Origin of the sequence: Achromobacter anxifer, from assembly GCF_903652925.1 — a bacterium.
GTDB classification, from domain to species: Bacteria; Pseudomonadota; Gammaproteobacteria; order Burkholderiales; family Burkholderiaceae_B; genus Achromobacter; species Achromobacter anxifer.
The window spans coordinates 86,433-103,057 of the sequence record NZ_CAHLAR010000012.1 but is presented as its reverse complement, the minus strand read 5'-3'; the positions used below and the strand labels follow the sequence as shown (position 1 = coordinate 103,057).

Genomic DNA, 16,625 nt, shown 5'->3' with positions numbered 1-16,625 from the left:
GTTTGTCTCCTGTTGTGTTTTTTTCAGGGAACTTCTCAGGCGCCAAGCCAACCGGCTTGTTGCCGTGCCACAACTCTGTCTACCGACGCGGCGCATTGCCCCAGGTAGCTTGCCGTATCGGTCAGCCGCAGGATCTCTTCTTCTCCCAGCTGCGCCGCCAGGTCTTTATGCAGGCGCAAGGCCTGCGCGAAATCGAGCTTGTTCGTGATGCCATGCATGGACGCTTCATAGATCCATTCGTGGGCAGTCTGCTTGCCCACGCGTCCGGACAGCTCCAGCATCACATGTTCGGACAGCAGGTAGCCGCGCATGCGATCCAGATTCAGCGCCATGGCGTCCGCGTCCACGCGCAGCCCGGCCAGCAGGTTCTTGGCCTGGAACAGCATGGCGCCCGCGATCAGGCAGCATTCGGGCAGGGCCTTCCATTCGATCTTCCAGGCGATGCCGTCGCGCTCGCCTTCCTGCACCATGCCTTCAAGCATCAGCGCCGCGTTGGCGCGCAGCGGGCGGCACAGGCCCGCCAGATTCTCGGCGGACGTCGGGTTGCGCTTGTGCGGCATGGTGGACGAGCCCAGCTTGCCCGTCGAGAATGCTTCTTCGACTTCGCCGAATTCATTCCTCTGCATGTTGAAAAGCTCGTTGCCGATCTTGGACAAGGTGGCGCCCAGCATGGCCAGTACCAAGGCGTATTCGGTGTAGCGGTCGCGCGCCGGCGCCCAGCTGATGGCGGGCGCGGCCAGCCCCAGCTTGGCCAGCGTGCGGCGCTCGACCTCTTCGGCCTGTTCTCCCAGCGACGCCTGACTGCCCACGGCTCCGGCCAGCATGCCGACCAGCACGCGCGCTTCGCATTCCTTCAGGCGCTCGTGATGGCGGGAAATCTCATCCAGCCATACTGCGCATTTATGGCCGAACGTGATCGGCAGCGCTTGCACGCCATGCGTGCGTCCCGCCATCGGAGTGTCACGATGCGCTTGCGCCAACCGCGCCAGTTCCTGTCCCACGGCGCTGACATCGCGCAGGATCACGGCGTGCACCTCTTTTAGCTGCAAGGCCACGCCGGTATCCACCACGTCTTGCGTGGTCGCACCGTAGTGCACCCATTCTCCGTGTTCCGGGCCGCAACGCGCCTGAAGCTGCTTGAGCGCCGGCACCAGCGAATGCTTGATGCGGCGGATCTCGGCCGACATCTGGCCGATGTCTATGTTCGATACCTTGGCCTGGGCGCGGATTTCCTTGGCGGCGGCAGCGGGAATGATGTCCAGCTCGGCCTGGGCGTCGGCCAGCGCGGCCTCGAAGTCCAGCCACTTCTGGATGCGGTTCTCTTCAGAGAAAATGCCGCGTAGTTCGTCGGTGCTCCACAGGTGCTGGAGCGACTGCATATCGAAAACGGAGACGGACATGACGTGAGATCCTGGTGATTAGGAAGGCTGGCGGGTCGGGCGCGGCAACAGGCGTCCGGGATTGAACGTGCACCGAGGATCCAGCGCCTGCTTGATGCGCTGCATGGCCTCGACGGAGACTGCGGATTTGAATTGCAGGAATGCTTGCTGCTTGAGCCGGCCGATGCCGTGCTCGGCGGAAATGGAGCCGCCCAGCGAGGCGGCGACCTCATGCACGATGTCGTGCACCGCATCCTGGCGGGCCAGGAAGTCGGCGTCGTCCATGCCGGGCGGCTTGCTCTGGTTGTAGTGCAGGTTGCCGTCGCCCACGTGGCCGAAACAGACATTGCGGATGCCGGGCATCAGCGCTTGCAGCCGCTTGCCAGCCAGAGCGATGAACTCCGGAATGCGCGACACGGCCACCGAAATGTCGTGTTTGATGGACGGGCCGTGCAACCGCTGCGCTTCGGGCACATGCTCGCGCAGTGCCCACAGTTCGTGGGCCTGACGGTGGGATGCCGCGATGACGGCGTCGCTCACGCTGCCATCTTCCATCGCCGCTTCCAGCACGCCGTGAACCGCCTGCTCGGGATCCATCAGCGCCGAGGTCTCGGAGACATCGAACAGCACCATCCACGGACAGGCGCCAGCCAGCGGATCGCGCATGCCGTCCAGCGGATGCGCAAGCACCTGGGTCAGCGTTTCGCGTCCGATCAGCTCAAAGGCTGTCACGCGTTCGCCCACCGCGTCGGCCAGGCGGGCCAGCAGTTCCACCGCCGCTTGCGGCGTTGGCACCCCGACCCATGCCGTCATTACCTTGCGAGGCGGCGCATACAGCTTGAAGGACGCGGCGGTGACCACGCCCAGCGTGCCTTCGGCGCCGATGAACCATTGCTTCAGGTCGTAGCCGGTGTTGTCCTTGCGCAGCGTGCCCAGTTGTTCCAGCACGCTGCCATCAGCCAGCACCACTTCCAGGCCGAGAGTCAGATCGCGCGTGTTGCCGTAGCGCAGCACCTGTTCGCCGCCCGCATTGGTTGAGATCACGCCACCTACCGTGGCGCTGCCTTCGGACGCCAGCGACAGCGCGAACAGACGGCCGGCGCCGGCCGCTGCCTGCTGCGCGGCAAGTACCGTGCAGCCGGCTTCCAGCGTCATGCTGTTGTCCAGCGCGTCTACCCTGCGCACGGCCGTCATGCGGTCCAGGCTCAATACCACTTCGCGGCCGGAGGCATCGGGCGTGGATCCGCCGACCAGCCCGGTGTTGCCGCCCTGGGGCACGATCGCCACGCCCTGGGCGGAGCACAGCGCGACCACTCGGGCCACTTCTTGGGTGCTGCCCGGTCGGACTACGGCGCGCGCCGCGCCAGGAAAATTGCGGCGCCAGTCCGTCACGTAGCGCGCCGTGTCCGGCGCTTGGGTCAAGACGTGGGCGGGGCCGACGATGGCGCCCAGCGCGGGGAAGAGTGCGTCAACCTGATTGGGCATAATGCTACGGTTCGCGCAGCCGGGGTGTGGCGCCCTGGCACGCGCGGGTCTCCTGGATGAAATGAAGGCGGGGCCCTGGTCCGGTAGCCGCCTTAGGTTTCATTGGTTAAAATACGTTTTATTGAACAAAACTATAGGAAGCATCGTAAACCGTGTCAAGCGAGAATTCCCCTAAGCCGCCCGTCGGCGTGCTCGAGCGCGGCATCTGTGTGCTGGAGTGTTTCAGCGAAGACAATCTGCGCCTGTCGCTGCGCGACCTGGCCGAACGCACCGGGCTGGACAAGGCCACCTTGCTGCGCCTGCTGGGCGTGTTCATCAAGGCGCGCATGATTCATCGCTACGACAGCAGTACCTATGCGCTGGGACCCGCGCTGTTGCACATGGGCATGCTCTATCGCGACACGTTCGACCTGGGATCGCGCTTGCAGCCGGTGCTGCGCAACATCATGGAACAGACGGGCGAAACCGTTGCCCTGTACGTGCGCAGCGGCGAAGACCGCATCTGCCTGTACCGCGAGAACACCTCTCGCGAAGTGCGCCATCACGTGGAAGTCGGCAAGCGCATCAGCCTGAAAGACGGCGGGTCGTCTGCGCATGTGCTGCGCGCCTTCACGGGCGGCGCCACGCCGCTGGCGCGCAGCATCCACGAAAATGGCTATGCCATGACCCGAGCCGAGCGGGTCGCCGAAATGGCGTCGGTGGCTGTGCCGGTGTTTGACGCAGACGACGCGTTCGTGGGCGCGCTGGTCGTGCTGGGCCTGGCCTCGCGCCACGACGAAGCCGCGCAGCTCAAGGCCGTGGAGATCGTGCGCCATGAACTGGCGCAGCAGGGCTTTCGCACGAGCGCGCCCGCCGGCTGGAATCCCGGCGCCGACGCCTGAGCCCGCGGCGCGCCAGCTGTGCCGCGCCGTGGCGGCAGGCCGCTAGGCGCGCATCGCAGGGGCAAACAGGCCGGGGGGCGGCAGACAGATGCTGTCGTCCTGGCCGGGGTCCGTGAAGCGTTCGCACCAGGTCGAGATGGCGGCCGCCGAGGCATCGTCCATGGCGGGAGCAAAGGCGCGCATGCGCGCTTGCAGCGCCTGCCAGGTGTAGGGGTCTTCCGGATCGCCGCGCCGCAGTTTTCTCAGCGCGCTCAACTGTCGGCCATCCTTGAGCGTCAGCGTGACGCGGCACGGGCGCAGGCGCGGAAACTCCGCCTGGAACGCATCGCTGGTGCGCACGCGGATGCGCCGCGCCAGGGACAGGAGGCCGGGCGCCTGCAAGTCAGGCGACTCCATGTCTTCTATGCCCAGCTTGCCCGTCATCAGCAGGCACGCCACCACATAGCGCAGGGAAAAGCAGGTTTCCGCCGGCTTGGCGGGCCAGTCGACGCCGGCTATCTTCAGGGCGTGCGTGAAGATCTCCACGTCCACGGATTCGATGTCCTCGGCCCGGGGCGCATGCTCGTCCAGCAACTGTCGCGCGGCATCCAGCGGCGTGAACAGTTGCGCGCAGCATGGCCACGCCTTGATGGTGGCCGTGTTCAGGCGCTCGGGTGCATCCAGATCGCCATCCAGGGCCTGCAGGGGGCCGTCGCCGTCCAGCAGTCGATACAGGCCGCGAGAGCCCGTCGCGAAGCGTTGCGCGCCCGGCAGGCCTGCGCGCGCCGCGTAGGCAGCGGCCATGCCGTTGCGCACGGCGAAGGCGGGATGCAGGGATTTCGCTTCGTGCGCGTCATCGTCCACCAACTGCCACAGGCCAGCCGCTTGCGTAGCCCCGACGCCCAGCGCGTGATGCAGGGCTTGGGGCGACAGGCCCAGGGCGGTGGCTGTGGCGGCCGCCGCTCCGACTGCGCCTGCGGTGGCGGTCGCATGAAAGCCGGCGGCGTGGCGCGTGCCCAGGGCTTCGCCCAGGCGCAGCGACACTTCGTACCCGGCGATGATGGCGTCCGCTGTCCGGCGCTGCGTCATGCTGCCATCAGCCGCCAGAGCCAGCGCGGGCGTGACGGACACGACCCCGGGATGCAGCATGGCGGCACGGTGCGCGTCGTCGATTTCCCGGATGTGGGCAATGGCCGCATTGGCGAAGGCGGCGCCGTTAGCATTCATGCCGGCGCCGCCAAAGACGGGGACGTCGCCCGCGCCCGGGTGGCAGTCGCGCGCGGCGCGGCGATAGCACTCCGCGCCCGCCGTGCCCGCTGCCGACCAGCCGGCCGTGAACCAGTCCAGCAAGGCCTGCGCCAGACGGTCGCGCGTGGCGGTCGAAAGGGGCCGCCGCTGCAAATGGCCAAGATGGGCGACCAGCGCTTGTTCGGGTACGAGAGTCATGAGTTTTATTTCATTGAATAGAAGATATTTTGTTCAATGAAACAATAAACGATCTCGGGCGCCCTGCAAACCCTTCTCTTCGTCTCTTCGACCCGTTACTCCGACCCGTTACTCCGACCCGTTACTCCGGCCCGTTACTCCGGCCCTTGCTTGCCGGCCCGCGGCAACGCGATCCCAAACAAAGTCAGCGTCGGACCCTTGGGCGCGCCGCTCCTGAAGACCTGTTCATGCGGTTCACGCCGCCAGCTTCGCCAATCGTGCGCACTGTGGACAGCGTCGCGGACTCCAGATCTATGCGCAACATTCTTGTTTGCCCGCCTTGTCGGCAAACTTGGAGAGGTCATGCACCGTGTTGCCTGGCGCTATACCCGAAACCGTGCAGTTCCGTCCTCGCCGCTTCGCTGCGTAGAGCAAATCGTCTGCGCGCTTGAGCGTGCTGGCGAAAGGTTCGCCCGCTTGTAGCAGGGTCACGCCCATGCTGGCCGTGAAACGCGAATTGGGAGCGTGCGGGGCCCAGCGCTGCGCCACGAAATCCGCGCGGATCTTTTCGGCGATTGCCGTCGCGCTCTCCAGATTGGCTCCGGGCAGCAGCAGCAGGAACTCTTCTCCTCCCAGGCGGGCAGCGCGAAGGCGCGTGTCTGCTTCCGACCGGAGCAGGGCGCCAAATCGTGTCAGCACCATGTCGCCAAACACATGGCCGAAGACATCGTTGATACGTTTGAAATTGTCGATGTCGGCCATGATCACTCCGATCGGCGCCGTCGTATCCGAAATGAGACGCCTGGAAGCGGAGGCGAGAAGACTATCGAGACCCTGCCTGTTCAGAAGGCCCGTCAACGCGTCGGTATGAGCCTGGTGGCGGTATTTCTCTATGGCGTCGTAGCTCGTCGCTATGAATACCGCGAAGGTCAGAACAATGCTTCCGAGCAGCCCGGTGTATTGGATCAGGGTTCCCCAGACGGAGGTTCTCCATTCCCCCATTGCAAGATGAGGCGTCGGGGCGGCAACATACAAGAGGCATTGACCCGTCAATACCAGCGCGATGAAGAGGAACGCGGCGGTGAGCACCTTGTCCGACGTAGTTGCGACCTGTCTTGCGAAGGAGAGCGTGGCCCGCCAGACTACGAGCGCGCAGCAGGCCTGGACGAAAAACGTCTCCAGTTTTGCGCTGGCGAACAGGGCGACCGAGACGATGACCATTGCCGTCGAGGCCAGCAGGATCGCCACATCGATGTAGCAAGAGAGCTGTTTGCGGCGACGGCTCAGCAGTGCGCGGCAGGCCAGAATGACGCCGCCCAGAATGAAAGCATCCTCGACGGCTTGTTTGTAGGGCGATAGCTCGCTGGCCTGCACGAGCATGATGCCGTAGCCAATGCCCAGGCTGCCCAGGGCGTAGCCCCAACGCAATGTATTGAAGCCGGCGAAGCGTGCGGCGCACAGTCCGATGGCGCACAACAGGATCGCCGCGGGTACGGACCATTCAAGCAGGGTTGCGGGCATAAACGGGCGAGTGCATGGAAATGGGGGCGGCGGGGCGTTGAGACGATTTGCCGATTCAAGGAAGCCCGCCTGGCCTATGCGCCACCGTTGTCTTGCATCCGGCGCCGGTACAGGCGACACACTGTGTGTTTGAAAATATTACGATGTGTCGCAATGTATCGCCAGGGATCAACAGTCAAGGATTGTGAAGGGGGCATGCACCGGCCTGCGCGGCAGCGGTAAAACGCTTGAAGCACGCATGCAAGGCATGCCGGCAAACGCGCGCCCTTTCAGTCCTGTAATTGCTTCGTTCAGTGAAGCAGTGTCGTTCACCCGGCCCGATTGCCGGAGCAAGCCGATCGGCAGACCATGGAAGCCTGATTTTTCAACAGGAGAGGCCCATGGCATCAGCCCTAACCGCAGCCGCGATCCGCATTGCCGCTCCCGGCGGCCCGCAGGTGCTGGAACCGAAACAAATCATGGTCGACAGCCTTGCCCCAAATGAGGCGTGGATTGTGCAAGAGGCCATAGGCATCAACTTCCTTGATGCGATGCAGCGCTCTGGCGCGGTGCCCATACCCACTCCATCCGGTCTCGGCCTGGAAGCGGCAGGTCGGGTGGCCGCCGTCGGCCGCGCGGTATCGCAAGTTGCGGTCGGCGACCGCGTCGCCTACGCGTTAGGGCCTATCGGCGCGTATGCGACGGCGCGGGCGTACCCGTCCGAACGATTGATCCGTCTACCCGATTCGATTGACTGTGAAACGGCGGCCGCCATTACTTTCAAGGGCATCACGGCGCAATATCTGTTGAAGAGCACCTTTCCTGTCGGGCCGGGGACCACTGTTCTTTTGTACGGCGTGGCTGGCGCCCTTGGACAGTTGATGGCGCCTTGGGCGAAGCATCTCGGTGCAACGGTTATCGGAGTGGTGTCCAAGGAAGCCAGCGTCGAAGCCGCTCGTTCTCGTGGCTGCGACGAGATTCTTGTGTGGGGCAAGTGCGATGTGCCGGCCGAGGTCCAGCGCATCACAAAGGGACGCAAGGCGGATGTCGTGTACGACGGCGTTGGCAAGGCCACATTCTCGGCTTCGATCGACAGTCTGCATGCTCGCGGAATGATGGTGTCGATTGGCGCATCCAGCGGTGTGCCAGACCCGGTGTCAGTCGGCACGCTTAACGCGAAGGGATCCCTGTTTCTGACGCGGCCTTCAATTACGGCTCACGCGACCGACCTGCAGGAGTATCGCGACCGCGTCGCCGACGTGTACGCGGCATTCTCAGAGGGGATTCTTCCCGCCAACATCTGGAAGAGGTTCGCTTTGGAAGATGTCGCTCAAGCACATGCAGCATTGGAGAACGGCAGTTCCAATGGACCGGTGGTATTGAGAGTTTGATGGAAGCAGCGATTGAGTCGTTGCTCGCCGCTGGCCGGATGAGCTGTTTCCATTGACAGCCCCGGCGGCCGGTCCCTTCGGACTGACTGGCATGGGCGTGCAGGCCTTGATTCGGATCAGTGTCGCAGGGCCATCAGTTCTTCTGGCGTTTGTGGTGGGTGGCGCGCAGCCAAGGCGCATTTTCAGAAAATTGACCGGTGATCCAGACTGCAAATGCCTGCACGCGCGCAGGCGCGTGGCGGATTGACGGCCTGACGAGATACACCCCCCCATTCGCATCAAAGGTCCACCCCGGGAGAACGGGCACGAGAACGCCTTGAGCAAAATCTCGAGCCATTAGCCACTCTCCGCCTCCGAGGATCCCAATGCCTTGGCGCGCGGCCTCGAGCAGCGCAAGGCTGTCATTCGACAAAAGGGAGCCTTGGGCCAGGATGGTCTCCTCGCGGCTTCCTCGTTTCAGCTTCCAATTCGGAAAGGATGCGAACGATGGCAAGCAGATGCAGTTGTGTTCTGCCAGATCCCGCGGCTCCCGCGGTTCGCCGAACCGTTTCAGGTAGTCAGGGGAGGCGCCCAACACTCGGCGGTGTCCGCACAGCTTCTTGGCCACGAGCCGGCTGTCATTCAGAATACCCACACGGACAGCTGCATCAAATCCCTCAGCAACCAGGTCGATGTACCGTTCGCTGTAGTCGACCTCGATCTGAAGCGCGGGATGGCGCTTCATGAAGTCTGGCAGCAGCGGTGCCAACCATTGGCGCCCCAGGGCCGACGGGAACGCAAGTTTCAATCGCCCACGCAGTTCGGCCGCGTCTGCGCTGGCTTCGTGTTCGGCCTCGACTATTGCTCCGCTTGCGGAGCGCACCTGCTCCGCAAGGCGCTCGCCGGCTGCCGTCAGCTTCACTTGGCGAGTGGTCCTCTCGATCAGCCTGACACCCAATCGAGCCTCGAGCGCGGCTATCCGGCGAGACACTATCGTGGGGTGACGAAGCAAACTCCGGCCCGCCGCAACGAAAGAACCTTCCCTTGCGATGGCCAGCAGCGCGGCCAGTTCGTCTATCCTGGTGCTGTCCAGGTCAGTGGCCAGTAAAGAGGTCGTATTCAAGATTGGGGCTCCTTGGAGCATCATTTTGCCTTGCCTACGACCCAGCTGTGGCAACCAGGGGCGGGGAGCTTGGTACGCTGAGTCGTTTCAGCCACGCTGCGCCCGCGCCCGCCTTTGTTAGCACCGTCAAGACCAAGCAGGCGGGCTTCACGCAGACCTGCGACACCTAGGCATGCGTGAAGCGCTGGCAGGGAGGGCTGATGTGGCGCGGGATCATTCCGTTATCGCTGGAGTGAGGTCGGGGAGCTGACCACGCGCCATGCGTCCGTCAGTACCGCCAGCGCACGTTGAGTGACCCGGCATGCTCGCGGTTGCCGCCGCCGTACTGACCGTTGTAGGTCAATGCCATCGTCGTGTCGCGCGACACCGCGACTTCCGCGCCCAGTTCCGCCAGGGCGGAGTTGCGCGCAATCGGCGTGCCGGCCACCGTGAACGCCTGGCTGCCTTCGAAGGCCATCGTCGTCTGCGGCGTCAGGCCGCCAAAGGCGTGGCGCCAGCCCGCCATGGCATGCAGGCGCGCTTCGGAACGGCCGACGTTGAAGTCGGTCTGCGTGCGCAAGCCCAGCGTGCTGCTGGTCTGCTTGTCGCTGCTGCCTTGGCCATTCAAGGCCGCCGAACCGCCCGACTCCGAGAAGCCGCGCGTGCGCAGATCGCTCCAGGCAACGCCCACGAAAGGCTCGATACGGGTGCTGTCGGTCAACGCCATCGAGTAACCCAATTCCGTAAAGAGCTGAGTCGTGTTGGCGCCGTAGTCGGCCGTCAACTTCTCCTGCCCGCTCGCCACGGTGGCATAGCGCTTGGTGCTGACGTCATGCCAGGTGTAGGCAGCGCCCGCCAGGAAGTTCAGCTTGCCCGCGCCCACCTCAAACGATTTTCCGCCGTACAGCGTGGCGCTGTAGCCGGACACATCGGCCTGCGAGGACCGGTCATCGACGTTGATCTTGCTGTCGGTATAGCCGACCGCGGCGCCCAGGCGCCAACCGCTGCGGCCCACCTCATGATCCGCGCCGATGAAGAGGCCGCCCGTGTGCTGGCGCACTTGCGCGGCGTTGCCGTTTTCCTTTTGCGTCTGCCAGTTGCCCACCAGCTCGGCCCAGGCGGGCTGCGCGTTGGACGACGGCAAGGCCGAGGCCGGCAGCGGACCGCCCGCCTGCGCCGTCGGAGAACCCGGGCTCATGCCGGCGTTCAGGTTCGCGCGCAGGCGCTGCATCGACAGGGTGCGCGGCGACGTGGCGCCCCCAAGCAGACTGGACACCACGCTGGCGTGGGCCTCGCCGCTCAGGCTGTTGAAGACATCCGGCGGCATGCCCTCGGGCAGCGTCAGGATGTACTTGTGCAAGGCATTGCCCGACGGCAGGCTGTCCAGGGCATTGGCCACCGCACGCTGGTTCGATGTAGTCGCGGCATCGGCAAACGCAATCGGCTTATTGGGCGTGGTCTGCTTGCGCTCCAGCTGCAGCTGGACCTGTTGATCGCCATAGCTCAACGAGGGATTGAGGTAGGCGTAGTTCGACGACACCGTATTGAACGTGCCATTGACCGCGTTGGCCGTCAGGATGGTATAGGTCCTGGCCGCATCGAAGCCCGCTTCAGGTCCCACGTGCAGCACGCCGCCAGCCAGGGAGGCCGTGCCGGTCACCGCGATGCGGTCGCTGGCGCTGGATCCGGGGTCGGCATGGACCTGGTACGACGAGCCGGCCTGGAAGGTCAGGTCGCCGTTGACGGTCAAGGTGCCATAGGCGTGGCCCGATGCGCCGGCGCTGCCCGGAGCGACGATGCTGCCGCCGGCCAGCGTGAGCGAGCCTACTGCGCCGCCGCCGCTCAGGCTTGCGCCGCTGGCGACCGTCAGCTTGCCTCCCAGCGCGGCTCCAGTGTTCAACGCCAGCGTCCCGGCATTGAGCACCGTGCTGCCCGTGTACGCGCCGCTGTCGCCCGTCAGCGTCAAGCGGCCGGCTCCCGTCTTGGTCAGGCTGCCGTTGCCGCTGATGGCCTGGGCCAGCGTGGCATCGGTGGCCTGGTTCAGTTCCAGGGCGGCGTTGTTGGCGATGGCGCCGCTACCCAGGCTGGCCACCGAGGCGACCAGCTTGCCCGCGTTGATGGCTGTGCCGCCGGAATAGGTGTTGACGCCAGCCAGCGTCAGGCTGCCGGCGCCCGTCTTGGTCAGGCTGCCGGTACCGCCGATAGCCTGGGCCAGGGTGGCATCGGTCGCCTGGTTCAGTTCCAGGGCCGCGTTGTTGGCGATGGCGCCGCTGCCCAGGTTGGCCACCGAGGCGATCAGCTTTCCTGCGTTGATGGCTGTGCCGCCGGAATAGGTGTTGACGCCAGCCAGCGTCAGGCTGCCGGCGCCCGTCTTGGTCAGGCTGCCGGTGCCGCCGATGGCCTGGGCCAGCGTGGCATCGCTGGCCTGGTTCAGTTCCAGCACGGCGTTGTTGGCGATGGCGCCGCTGCCGAGGTTGGCCACCGAGGCGACCAGCCTGCCCGCGTTGATGGCGGTGCCGCCGGTGTGGCTGTTGGCGCCAGTCAGCGTGAGACTGCCGGCTCCCGTCTTGATCAGGCTGCCGGTGCCGCCGATGGCCTGGGCCAGTGTGGCGTCGGTCGCCTGGTTCAGTTCCAGGGCGGCATTGTTGGCGATGGCGCCGCTGCCCAGGCTGGCCACCGAGGCGACCAGTTTGCCCGCGTTGATGACCGTGCCGCCGGAGTAGGTGTTGACGCCAGCCAGCGTCAGGCTGCCGGCGCCCGTCTTGGTCAGGCTACCCGTGCCGCTGATGGCCTGGGCCAGCGTGGCATCGGTCGCCTGGTTCAGTTCCAGGGCGGCGTTGTTGGCGATGGCGCCGCTGCCCAGGCTGGCCGCCGAGGCGATCAGCTTGCCCGCGCTGATGGTGGTGCCGCCCGTGTAGGTGTTGGTCCCGGTCAAGGTGGTTGTGCCAGCGCCTTGTTGCACCAGATTGCCGCTGCCGGTGATCGGGTTTGCCAAGGTGATTGCGTCGCTGCGGGCGATCGCCAGCGTGCCGTTGTTGGTCACGCCTCCCGCCCCCAGGCTTCCCACCGTGCCGCCATTGCCCAGCTGCAGCGTACCGCTGGCGATGGTGGTGGCCGCGGGAGTCAGGTCCTGGTCCAGCACCCAGGTGCCTGTGCCGATCTTGACCAGCTCGCCAGCCAAGGTGGTGCTGCCGCGCACGGCCTGCGAATGCAGCTGTTGCGCGTTGCCGGCGGCCTCCAGCGTCAGCGTGGAGCCGACGTTGCCGCCCAGGTTCAGATTGCCCAGGATCTGGCTGCCGGCCTGCAATTGCACACGGTTGGCGCTGGACGTGTCCATCAGCAGATTGCCCGCGAGCGTGCCGGCATTGTTCAGTCCGCCGCCGTGGGTCAGCGTGACCGTATTGGCCAGCGTCACGCCGCTGTTGATCTGCAGGATCGCATTCCGGCCCGCCGTGTTGTCCACCGTCACAGCGCCTGCGCCCAGCGCGTTGTTGCTGGCGGCCACCAAGGTGCCCTCGGCCACCGTCGTGCCTCCGCTGTAGGTGTTCACGCCAGAGAGCGTGAGCGTGCCGCCGCCGACCTTCAGCAGGCTCGTGCCCGAGCCATCGACGAGGGTCGTCGCGATGGCGGCGCTGATGCCTGCGTCGGTGTTGATGGTGCCCTGCGTGCCGGAGGCCGGCGAGAACGCCAGGCTGCCGCCCGTCAGGTTGTAGCCATCGGTGCTGAACTGCAGGGTGTCGAAGGACTGGGCGCCGGCCACGGCCACGTTGCCGCCGGCGCTGCCGCCGAATACGGCGACCGATCCGTTCCACCCCTGGGTCGCGGTGCCCGCGCTGTCCGTCCAGTTGGTGCCTGCCAAGCTCCAGGTGCCGGCCCCGCCGGTGATGCTGCCGTTGCCGCTGGTCTGCCCGCCGTTCCAGAACTGCAGGCTTTGCCCTGCGGCCACCACCGACAGATTGATCTGGCCGGTCGTGCCGGTGTCCAGGCTGTGGCTGCGGGGCGTGAAACCCGATTGCGTGCTGTTGACCTGGGTGGACGCAAAACTGCCCGACAGGCTGCCGTCATAGTTGAACAGGCGGTACCAGCCGGCCGAGGCCGCATTGGCGGTCAACGCTCCGCCTAAGGTGAGGTTGCCCCGCACGGACACCAGGTCATTGCTCGCGCCTCCCACGACACCGGCCTGGCCCAGCTCGAAGCTGGTGGCCGAATTGGCCTGCAGCGTGAGATTGCCACCCACGGTCAAGGTGCCGGGACCGCCGTGGCCGGGAGACAGGGTCGCGCCCGAAGCGATTTCGACATCGCCGGCAATGCGGCCGATGCCGCCCAGCGTGCCGCCGTTGTTGGCAGTGACGGTCCCGCTTACCGAGCCGTCAACCAGCAAGGCGCCTGCATTGACCTGGGTGTTGCCTGCGTAGGTGTTGGCGCCCGCCAGCGTCAGCGTGGCCGACCCGTTCTTGGTCAGTCCACCGCCGCCGGCAATCGTGCCCTTGAGCGTCAGGTCGTGGCTGCCCAGCACGTTCAGGCCGCCGAAATTGGTGTTTACGCCGTTGGTCAGCGTTACGGCGGAGCTGCTGTCCAGCGAGGTGCCGCCGGCGGCAGTCAAGGCGCCGGTGCCCAAGGCGGTGTTGGAGGCGACGATCAGCGTACCGTTGTTGAGGGTGGTCCCGCCGCCATAGGTGTTCGCCCCGCTCAGGGTCAGGGTGCCCGCACCGGTCTTGGTCAGGCCGGCCATGCCGTCGATCATGCCGCCGAGCGTCAGCGCGCTGCTGCCCGGCAAGGTCAGGCCGGCGTTCAGGTGTATGGCGTTGCCCAGCGCCAAGGGCGTAGAGCCGGTCAGGCTGGCGCCTCCGCCGACGGTCAGGTCGCCCGAACCGAGCGCACCGGCGTTGCCGATCGTGATGCTGCCGCCGTTGAGGAAGGTGCCGCCGCTGTAGGTGTTCACGCCGGTCAGGCTGAGATCGGCGGCGCCGCCCTTGGTCAGGCGGCCGTTGCCATCGATGACGCCTTGCAGGGTGAGGTTGCTGAGGCCGCCGACCGCCACTGCGCCATTAAGAGTGATGGCGTTGGCCACGGTCGGGGCCGATAGGGAATCGATAGTGCCGCCCGAGGCGATCAGGCGGCCTTGCCCCAGCGCGTCGGCGCTGCCGATGTACAGCGTGCCGGCATTGAGCAGGACGTTGCCCTGGAAGGTATTGGCGGCGGCCAGCTGGAGAATGCTGCCGCCATTCTTGGTCAGGTTGCCGCTGCCGCTGATCACGCCGTTCAGGCTGAGGTTTTGCGGGCCGTTGATGGTCAGGTCGCCGTTGAGTCCGATCGGGTTGCGCACGGTCAGGCCGGTGCCGGTGGCGCCGAGGGTGGTGCCGGCAGCGGTGGTCAGGGCGCCGCCCGTACCCAGGGCATTGTTGTTGCCGAGCAGCAGGGTCCCGGCATTCAGCGCGACGCCGCCCTGGAAACCGTTGTTGCCCGCGATGGTCAGGGTGGCGGCGCCATTCTTGGTCAGGCCGCCCGCGCCGGTGATCGGACCGTTGAGCGTCAGGTTGTTGGACCCGGCGACGGTGACGTTGCCGCCCAGCGTCATGGCATTGCCTACGGTGCGCGCCGCGTTGGCATCCAGAGTCGTGCCGGCTGCGGCATTGAATATGCCGGTGCCCAGGGCGCTGTCGCCGCCGATGATCAGCTTGCCGGCGTTCAGTTTCACGCCGCCCGTGAAGGTGTTCGCGCCGCTCAGGGTCAGGTCCGCAGCCCCGTACTTGTCCAGGCCGCTGAAGTCACCGCTGATGGCGCCGCTCAAGGTCATTGCATTGCTGCCGGCCAGGGCCAATCGCTGGCTGTTGCCAAGGGCGATGCTGTTGCCCAGGCTGACTGTCCCCGCATTGTCGAGGGTGACCCCGGTGGCGCTGATGGTCAGGCCGCCCCTGCCCAGCGCGGTGTCGCTGGCGACGATGAGCGTGCCGGCGTTGAGGTTGACGCCGCCCGTGAAATTGTTGGCGCCGGTGAGGGTCAGGGCGCCGCTGCCGGCCTTGGCCAGGCCGCCGCTACCGGTGATGTTGCCGCTCAGGGTCAGGTTATTGGCGGCGTCCACGCCCAATGTCGCCCCCAGGTCGATGCCGGTTCCAAGGGACAGCGCCGTGGTGGTTTGCAGGGTTGACATGCCAGTGACCGACAGACCGCCGTTGCCGAGCGCCGTGGCGCTGCCCAGGGCCAGGGTGCCGCCGTTAAGGGTGGTGCCACCGATGTAGTTGTTGGTGGCGTTGTCCAGCACCAGGGTCCCGGCTCCGTTCTTGGTCAACGCGCCGCTACCGCCCAGTTGGCCGCTCAGGGTCAGTTGACTGGTTCCGTCGATGGTCAGGCCGTTGGCGCCCAGGTTGAATGTATTGGCCAGGCTCAGCGGCGAGCCCTGAGAGCGCAGGGTGCCCCCGTTGGCGACGACGGTGGCGGTGCCGAAGACCAAAGCATCGTTGATGCTCGCGACACCGCCGTTCAATTCGGCCGTGGGGTTGATGTAAGCGCCAAGCAGAGGACCTTGAATGGTCCAAGTGCCGCTGTAGACCTTCAGGTTGGGAAAGTTCTTGTAGGTGGTGGGGGAGACTGTGCCGGTGCCGTTGGGACCAGTGCCAGGATTGGCGGCATCGGCAACGTTTTGCAGGACCAGGGTGTTGCTGGCGCCATTCAGGCCGCCATCGACGACGCCTGCGGGGGCGAACTGAAGGCCTGCCTTGCCCAAGATGCCCGTGGCGGTTGCTACCCCGCCGCCACTGTTGACCACCGAGCCGGTCACTGCGATGAACTTGTTGCCCGTGAGGCCGCCCGCGCCCATGGACAAGCTGCCGTTGAGGATGCCGGCGTTGATGAAGGTGTTACCCGCCGCCGAACCCTGGAATGCGATCCGGCCGGTGATGAAGCCGCCAAGGGTGTTGGTGAAATTCACCTGCGGGCCCGCGCCTGGGGCACCGTTCAACGGGTTGTAGAGGATGATCCCAGGGATGTCCGCGGCGGACAACATGCCAGCAGTGATCAGGGGCGCGGCATCGATGGTGCCGGTGTTGGTGAAGTTCACCACGCCGTTCGCACCGTTCTTCACCTCATAGGCCATGCCGGTCAGGTTGAGCAGGTTGCCCTGCGGCGTATCGCCGACCGCTCTGGTGAGCCCGCCGTTGGTGATATTCACGGTGCTGTTGTTTGAGTTGCCCAAGGCCACCGCGGAGGTGAAATTGACCAACGACCCCAACAGCGTCGGGCCGACCATCCCGTAGTTGTTGAACCTGATGTTGTTGCCGGCGAGATTGAGAGCAGGACCCGTCTGCGAATACACCGTGGCGTCGCTGGCGACGTTGACCGTGATGTTGTTCACCGATGAACTGTAGGTCGAAGTAACGGTCCCGGAACAGTCCACCGTTCCACCCGCGCCAGGAATCGTAACAACGCAGGCTGCCAGCGCTACCGGAGCGCCTCCCGCCAAGCCCCATGCCAGTGCTAGGGCCGTTGCAACACCATGCAAACGCAG

The 16,625-nt window shown here is 65.6% G+C and carries 8 protein-coding genes; 2 read left to right on the top strand and 6 right to left on the bottom strand.

The window, feature by feature from the left end:
• Positions 1 to 35: 35 nt before the first annotated feature.
• Both purB and HWY37_RS28980 read right to left on the bottom strand, forming a co-directional pair.
• A complete protein-coding gene (gene purB / locus HWY37_RS28985; protein WP_176090384.1) occupies positions 36 to 1,400 on the bottom strand; it encodes an adenylosuccinate lyase in 1,365 nt (454 codons plus the stop codon).
• Between the two features lie 18 nt (positions 1,401 to 1,418).
• Positions 1,419 to 2,864 carry an FAD-binding oxidoreductase gene (locus HWY37_RS28980; RefSeq protein WP_176090383.1) on the bottom strand — a complete coding sequence of 482 codons (1,446 nt, stop codon included), beginning with the start codon at positions 2,862 to 2,864 and terminating at the stop codon, positions 1,419 to 1,421.
• Positions 2,865 to 3,016: 152 nt separating this feature from the next.
• Between HWY37_RS28980 and HWY37_RS28975 the strand changes: the two genes are divergently transcribed.
• Positions 3,017 to 3,745: an IclR family transcriptional regulator gene (locus HWY37_RS28975; RefSeq protein ID WP_246302436.1), complete on the top strand. Its 729-nt coding sequence runs from the start codon at positions 3,017 to 3,019 to the stop codon at positions 3,743 to 3,745.
• A 42-nt stretch (positions 3,746 to 3,787) separates the two neighbouring features.
• Here HWY37_RS28975 and HWY37_RS28970 read toward each other — a convergent pair whose 3' ends face one another.
• Together HWY37_RS28970 and HWY37_RS28965 are read right to left on the bottom strand one after the other, a co-directional pair.
• Entirely contained in the window at positions 3,788 to 5,170 is a 1,383-nt protein-coding gene (locus tag HWY37_RS28970) for an MmgE/PrpD family protein (RefSeq protein ID WP_176090382.1), read from the bottom strand.
• Between the two features lie 291 nt (positions 5,171 to 5,461).
• Complete coding sequence (locus HWY37_RS28965) at positions 5,462 to 6,670, bottom strand: GGDEF domain-containing protein (RefSeq protein ID WP_175206052.1); 1,209 nt, start codon at positions 6,668 to 6,670, stop codon at positions 5,462 to 5,464.
• Positions 6,671 to 7,050: 380 nt separating this feature from the next.
• Here HWY37_RS28965 and HWY37_RS28960 point away from each other — a divergent pair, with 380 nt between their 5' ends.
• Positions 7,051 to 8,040: a quinone oxidoreductase family protein gene (locus tag HWY37_RS28960; RefSeq protein WP_175206053.1), complete on the top strand. Its 990-nt coding sequence runs from the start codon at positions 7,051 to 7,053 to the stop codon at positions 8,038 to 8,040.
• A gap of 133 nt (positions 8,041 to 8,173) precedes the next feature.
• On the opposite strand, the gene HWY37_RS28955 is transcribed toward HWY37_RS28960, so the two are convergent.
• Together HWY37_RS28955 and HWY37_RS34575 are read right to left on the bottom strand one after the other, a co-directional pair.
• On the bottom strand, positions 8,174 to 9,142 hold the full coding sequence (locus HWY37_RS28955) for a LysR family transcriptional regulator (RefSeq protein WP_246302435.1): 969 nt from the start codon (positions 9,140 to 9,142) through the stop codon (positions 8,174 to 8,176).
• Positions 9,143 to 9,410: 268 nt separating this feature from the next.
• Positions 9,411 to 16,472 carry an autotransporter-associated beta strand repeat-containing protein gene (locus tag HWY37_RS34575; protein ID WP_246302434.1) on the bottom strand — a complete coding sequence of 2,354 codons (7,062 nt, stop codon included), beginning with the start codon at positions 16,470 to 16,472 and terminating at the stop codon, positions 9,411 to 9,413.
• Between the last annotated feature and the right edge of the window lie 153 nt (positions 16,473 to 16,625).

Coding starts and splice junctions, on each gene's coding strand:
- purB (WP_176090384.1), bottom strand. CDS start 1,400: ATGTCCGTCTCCGTTTTCGATATGCAGTCGCTCCAGCACCTGTGGAGC.
- HWY37_RS28980 (WP_176090383.1), bottom strand. CDS start 2,864: ATGCCCAATCAGGTTGACGCACTCTTCCCCGCGCTGGGCGCCATCGTC.
- HWY37_RS28970 (WP_176090382.1), bottom strand. CDS start 5,170: ATGACTCTCGTACCCGAACAAGCGCTGGTCGCCCATCTTGGCCATTTG.
- HWY37_RS28965 (WP_175206052.1), bottom strand. CDS start 6,670: ATGCCCGCAACCCTGCTTGAATGGTCCGTACCCGCGGCGATCCTGTTG.
- HWY37_RS28960 (WP_175206053.1), top strand. CDS start 7,051: ATGGCATCAGCCCTAACCGCAGCCGCGATCCGCATTGCCGCTCCCGGC.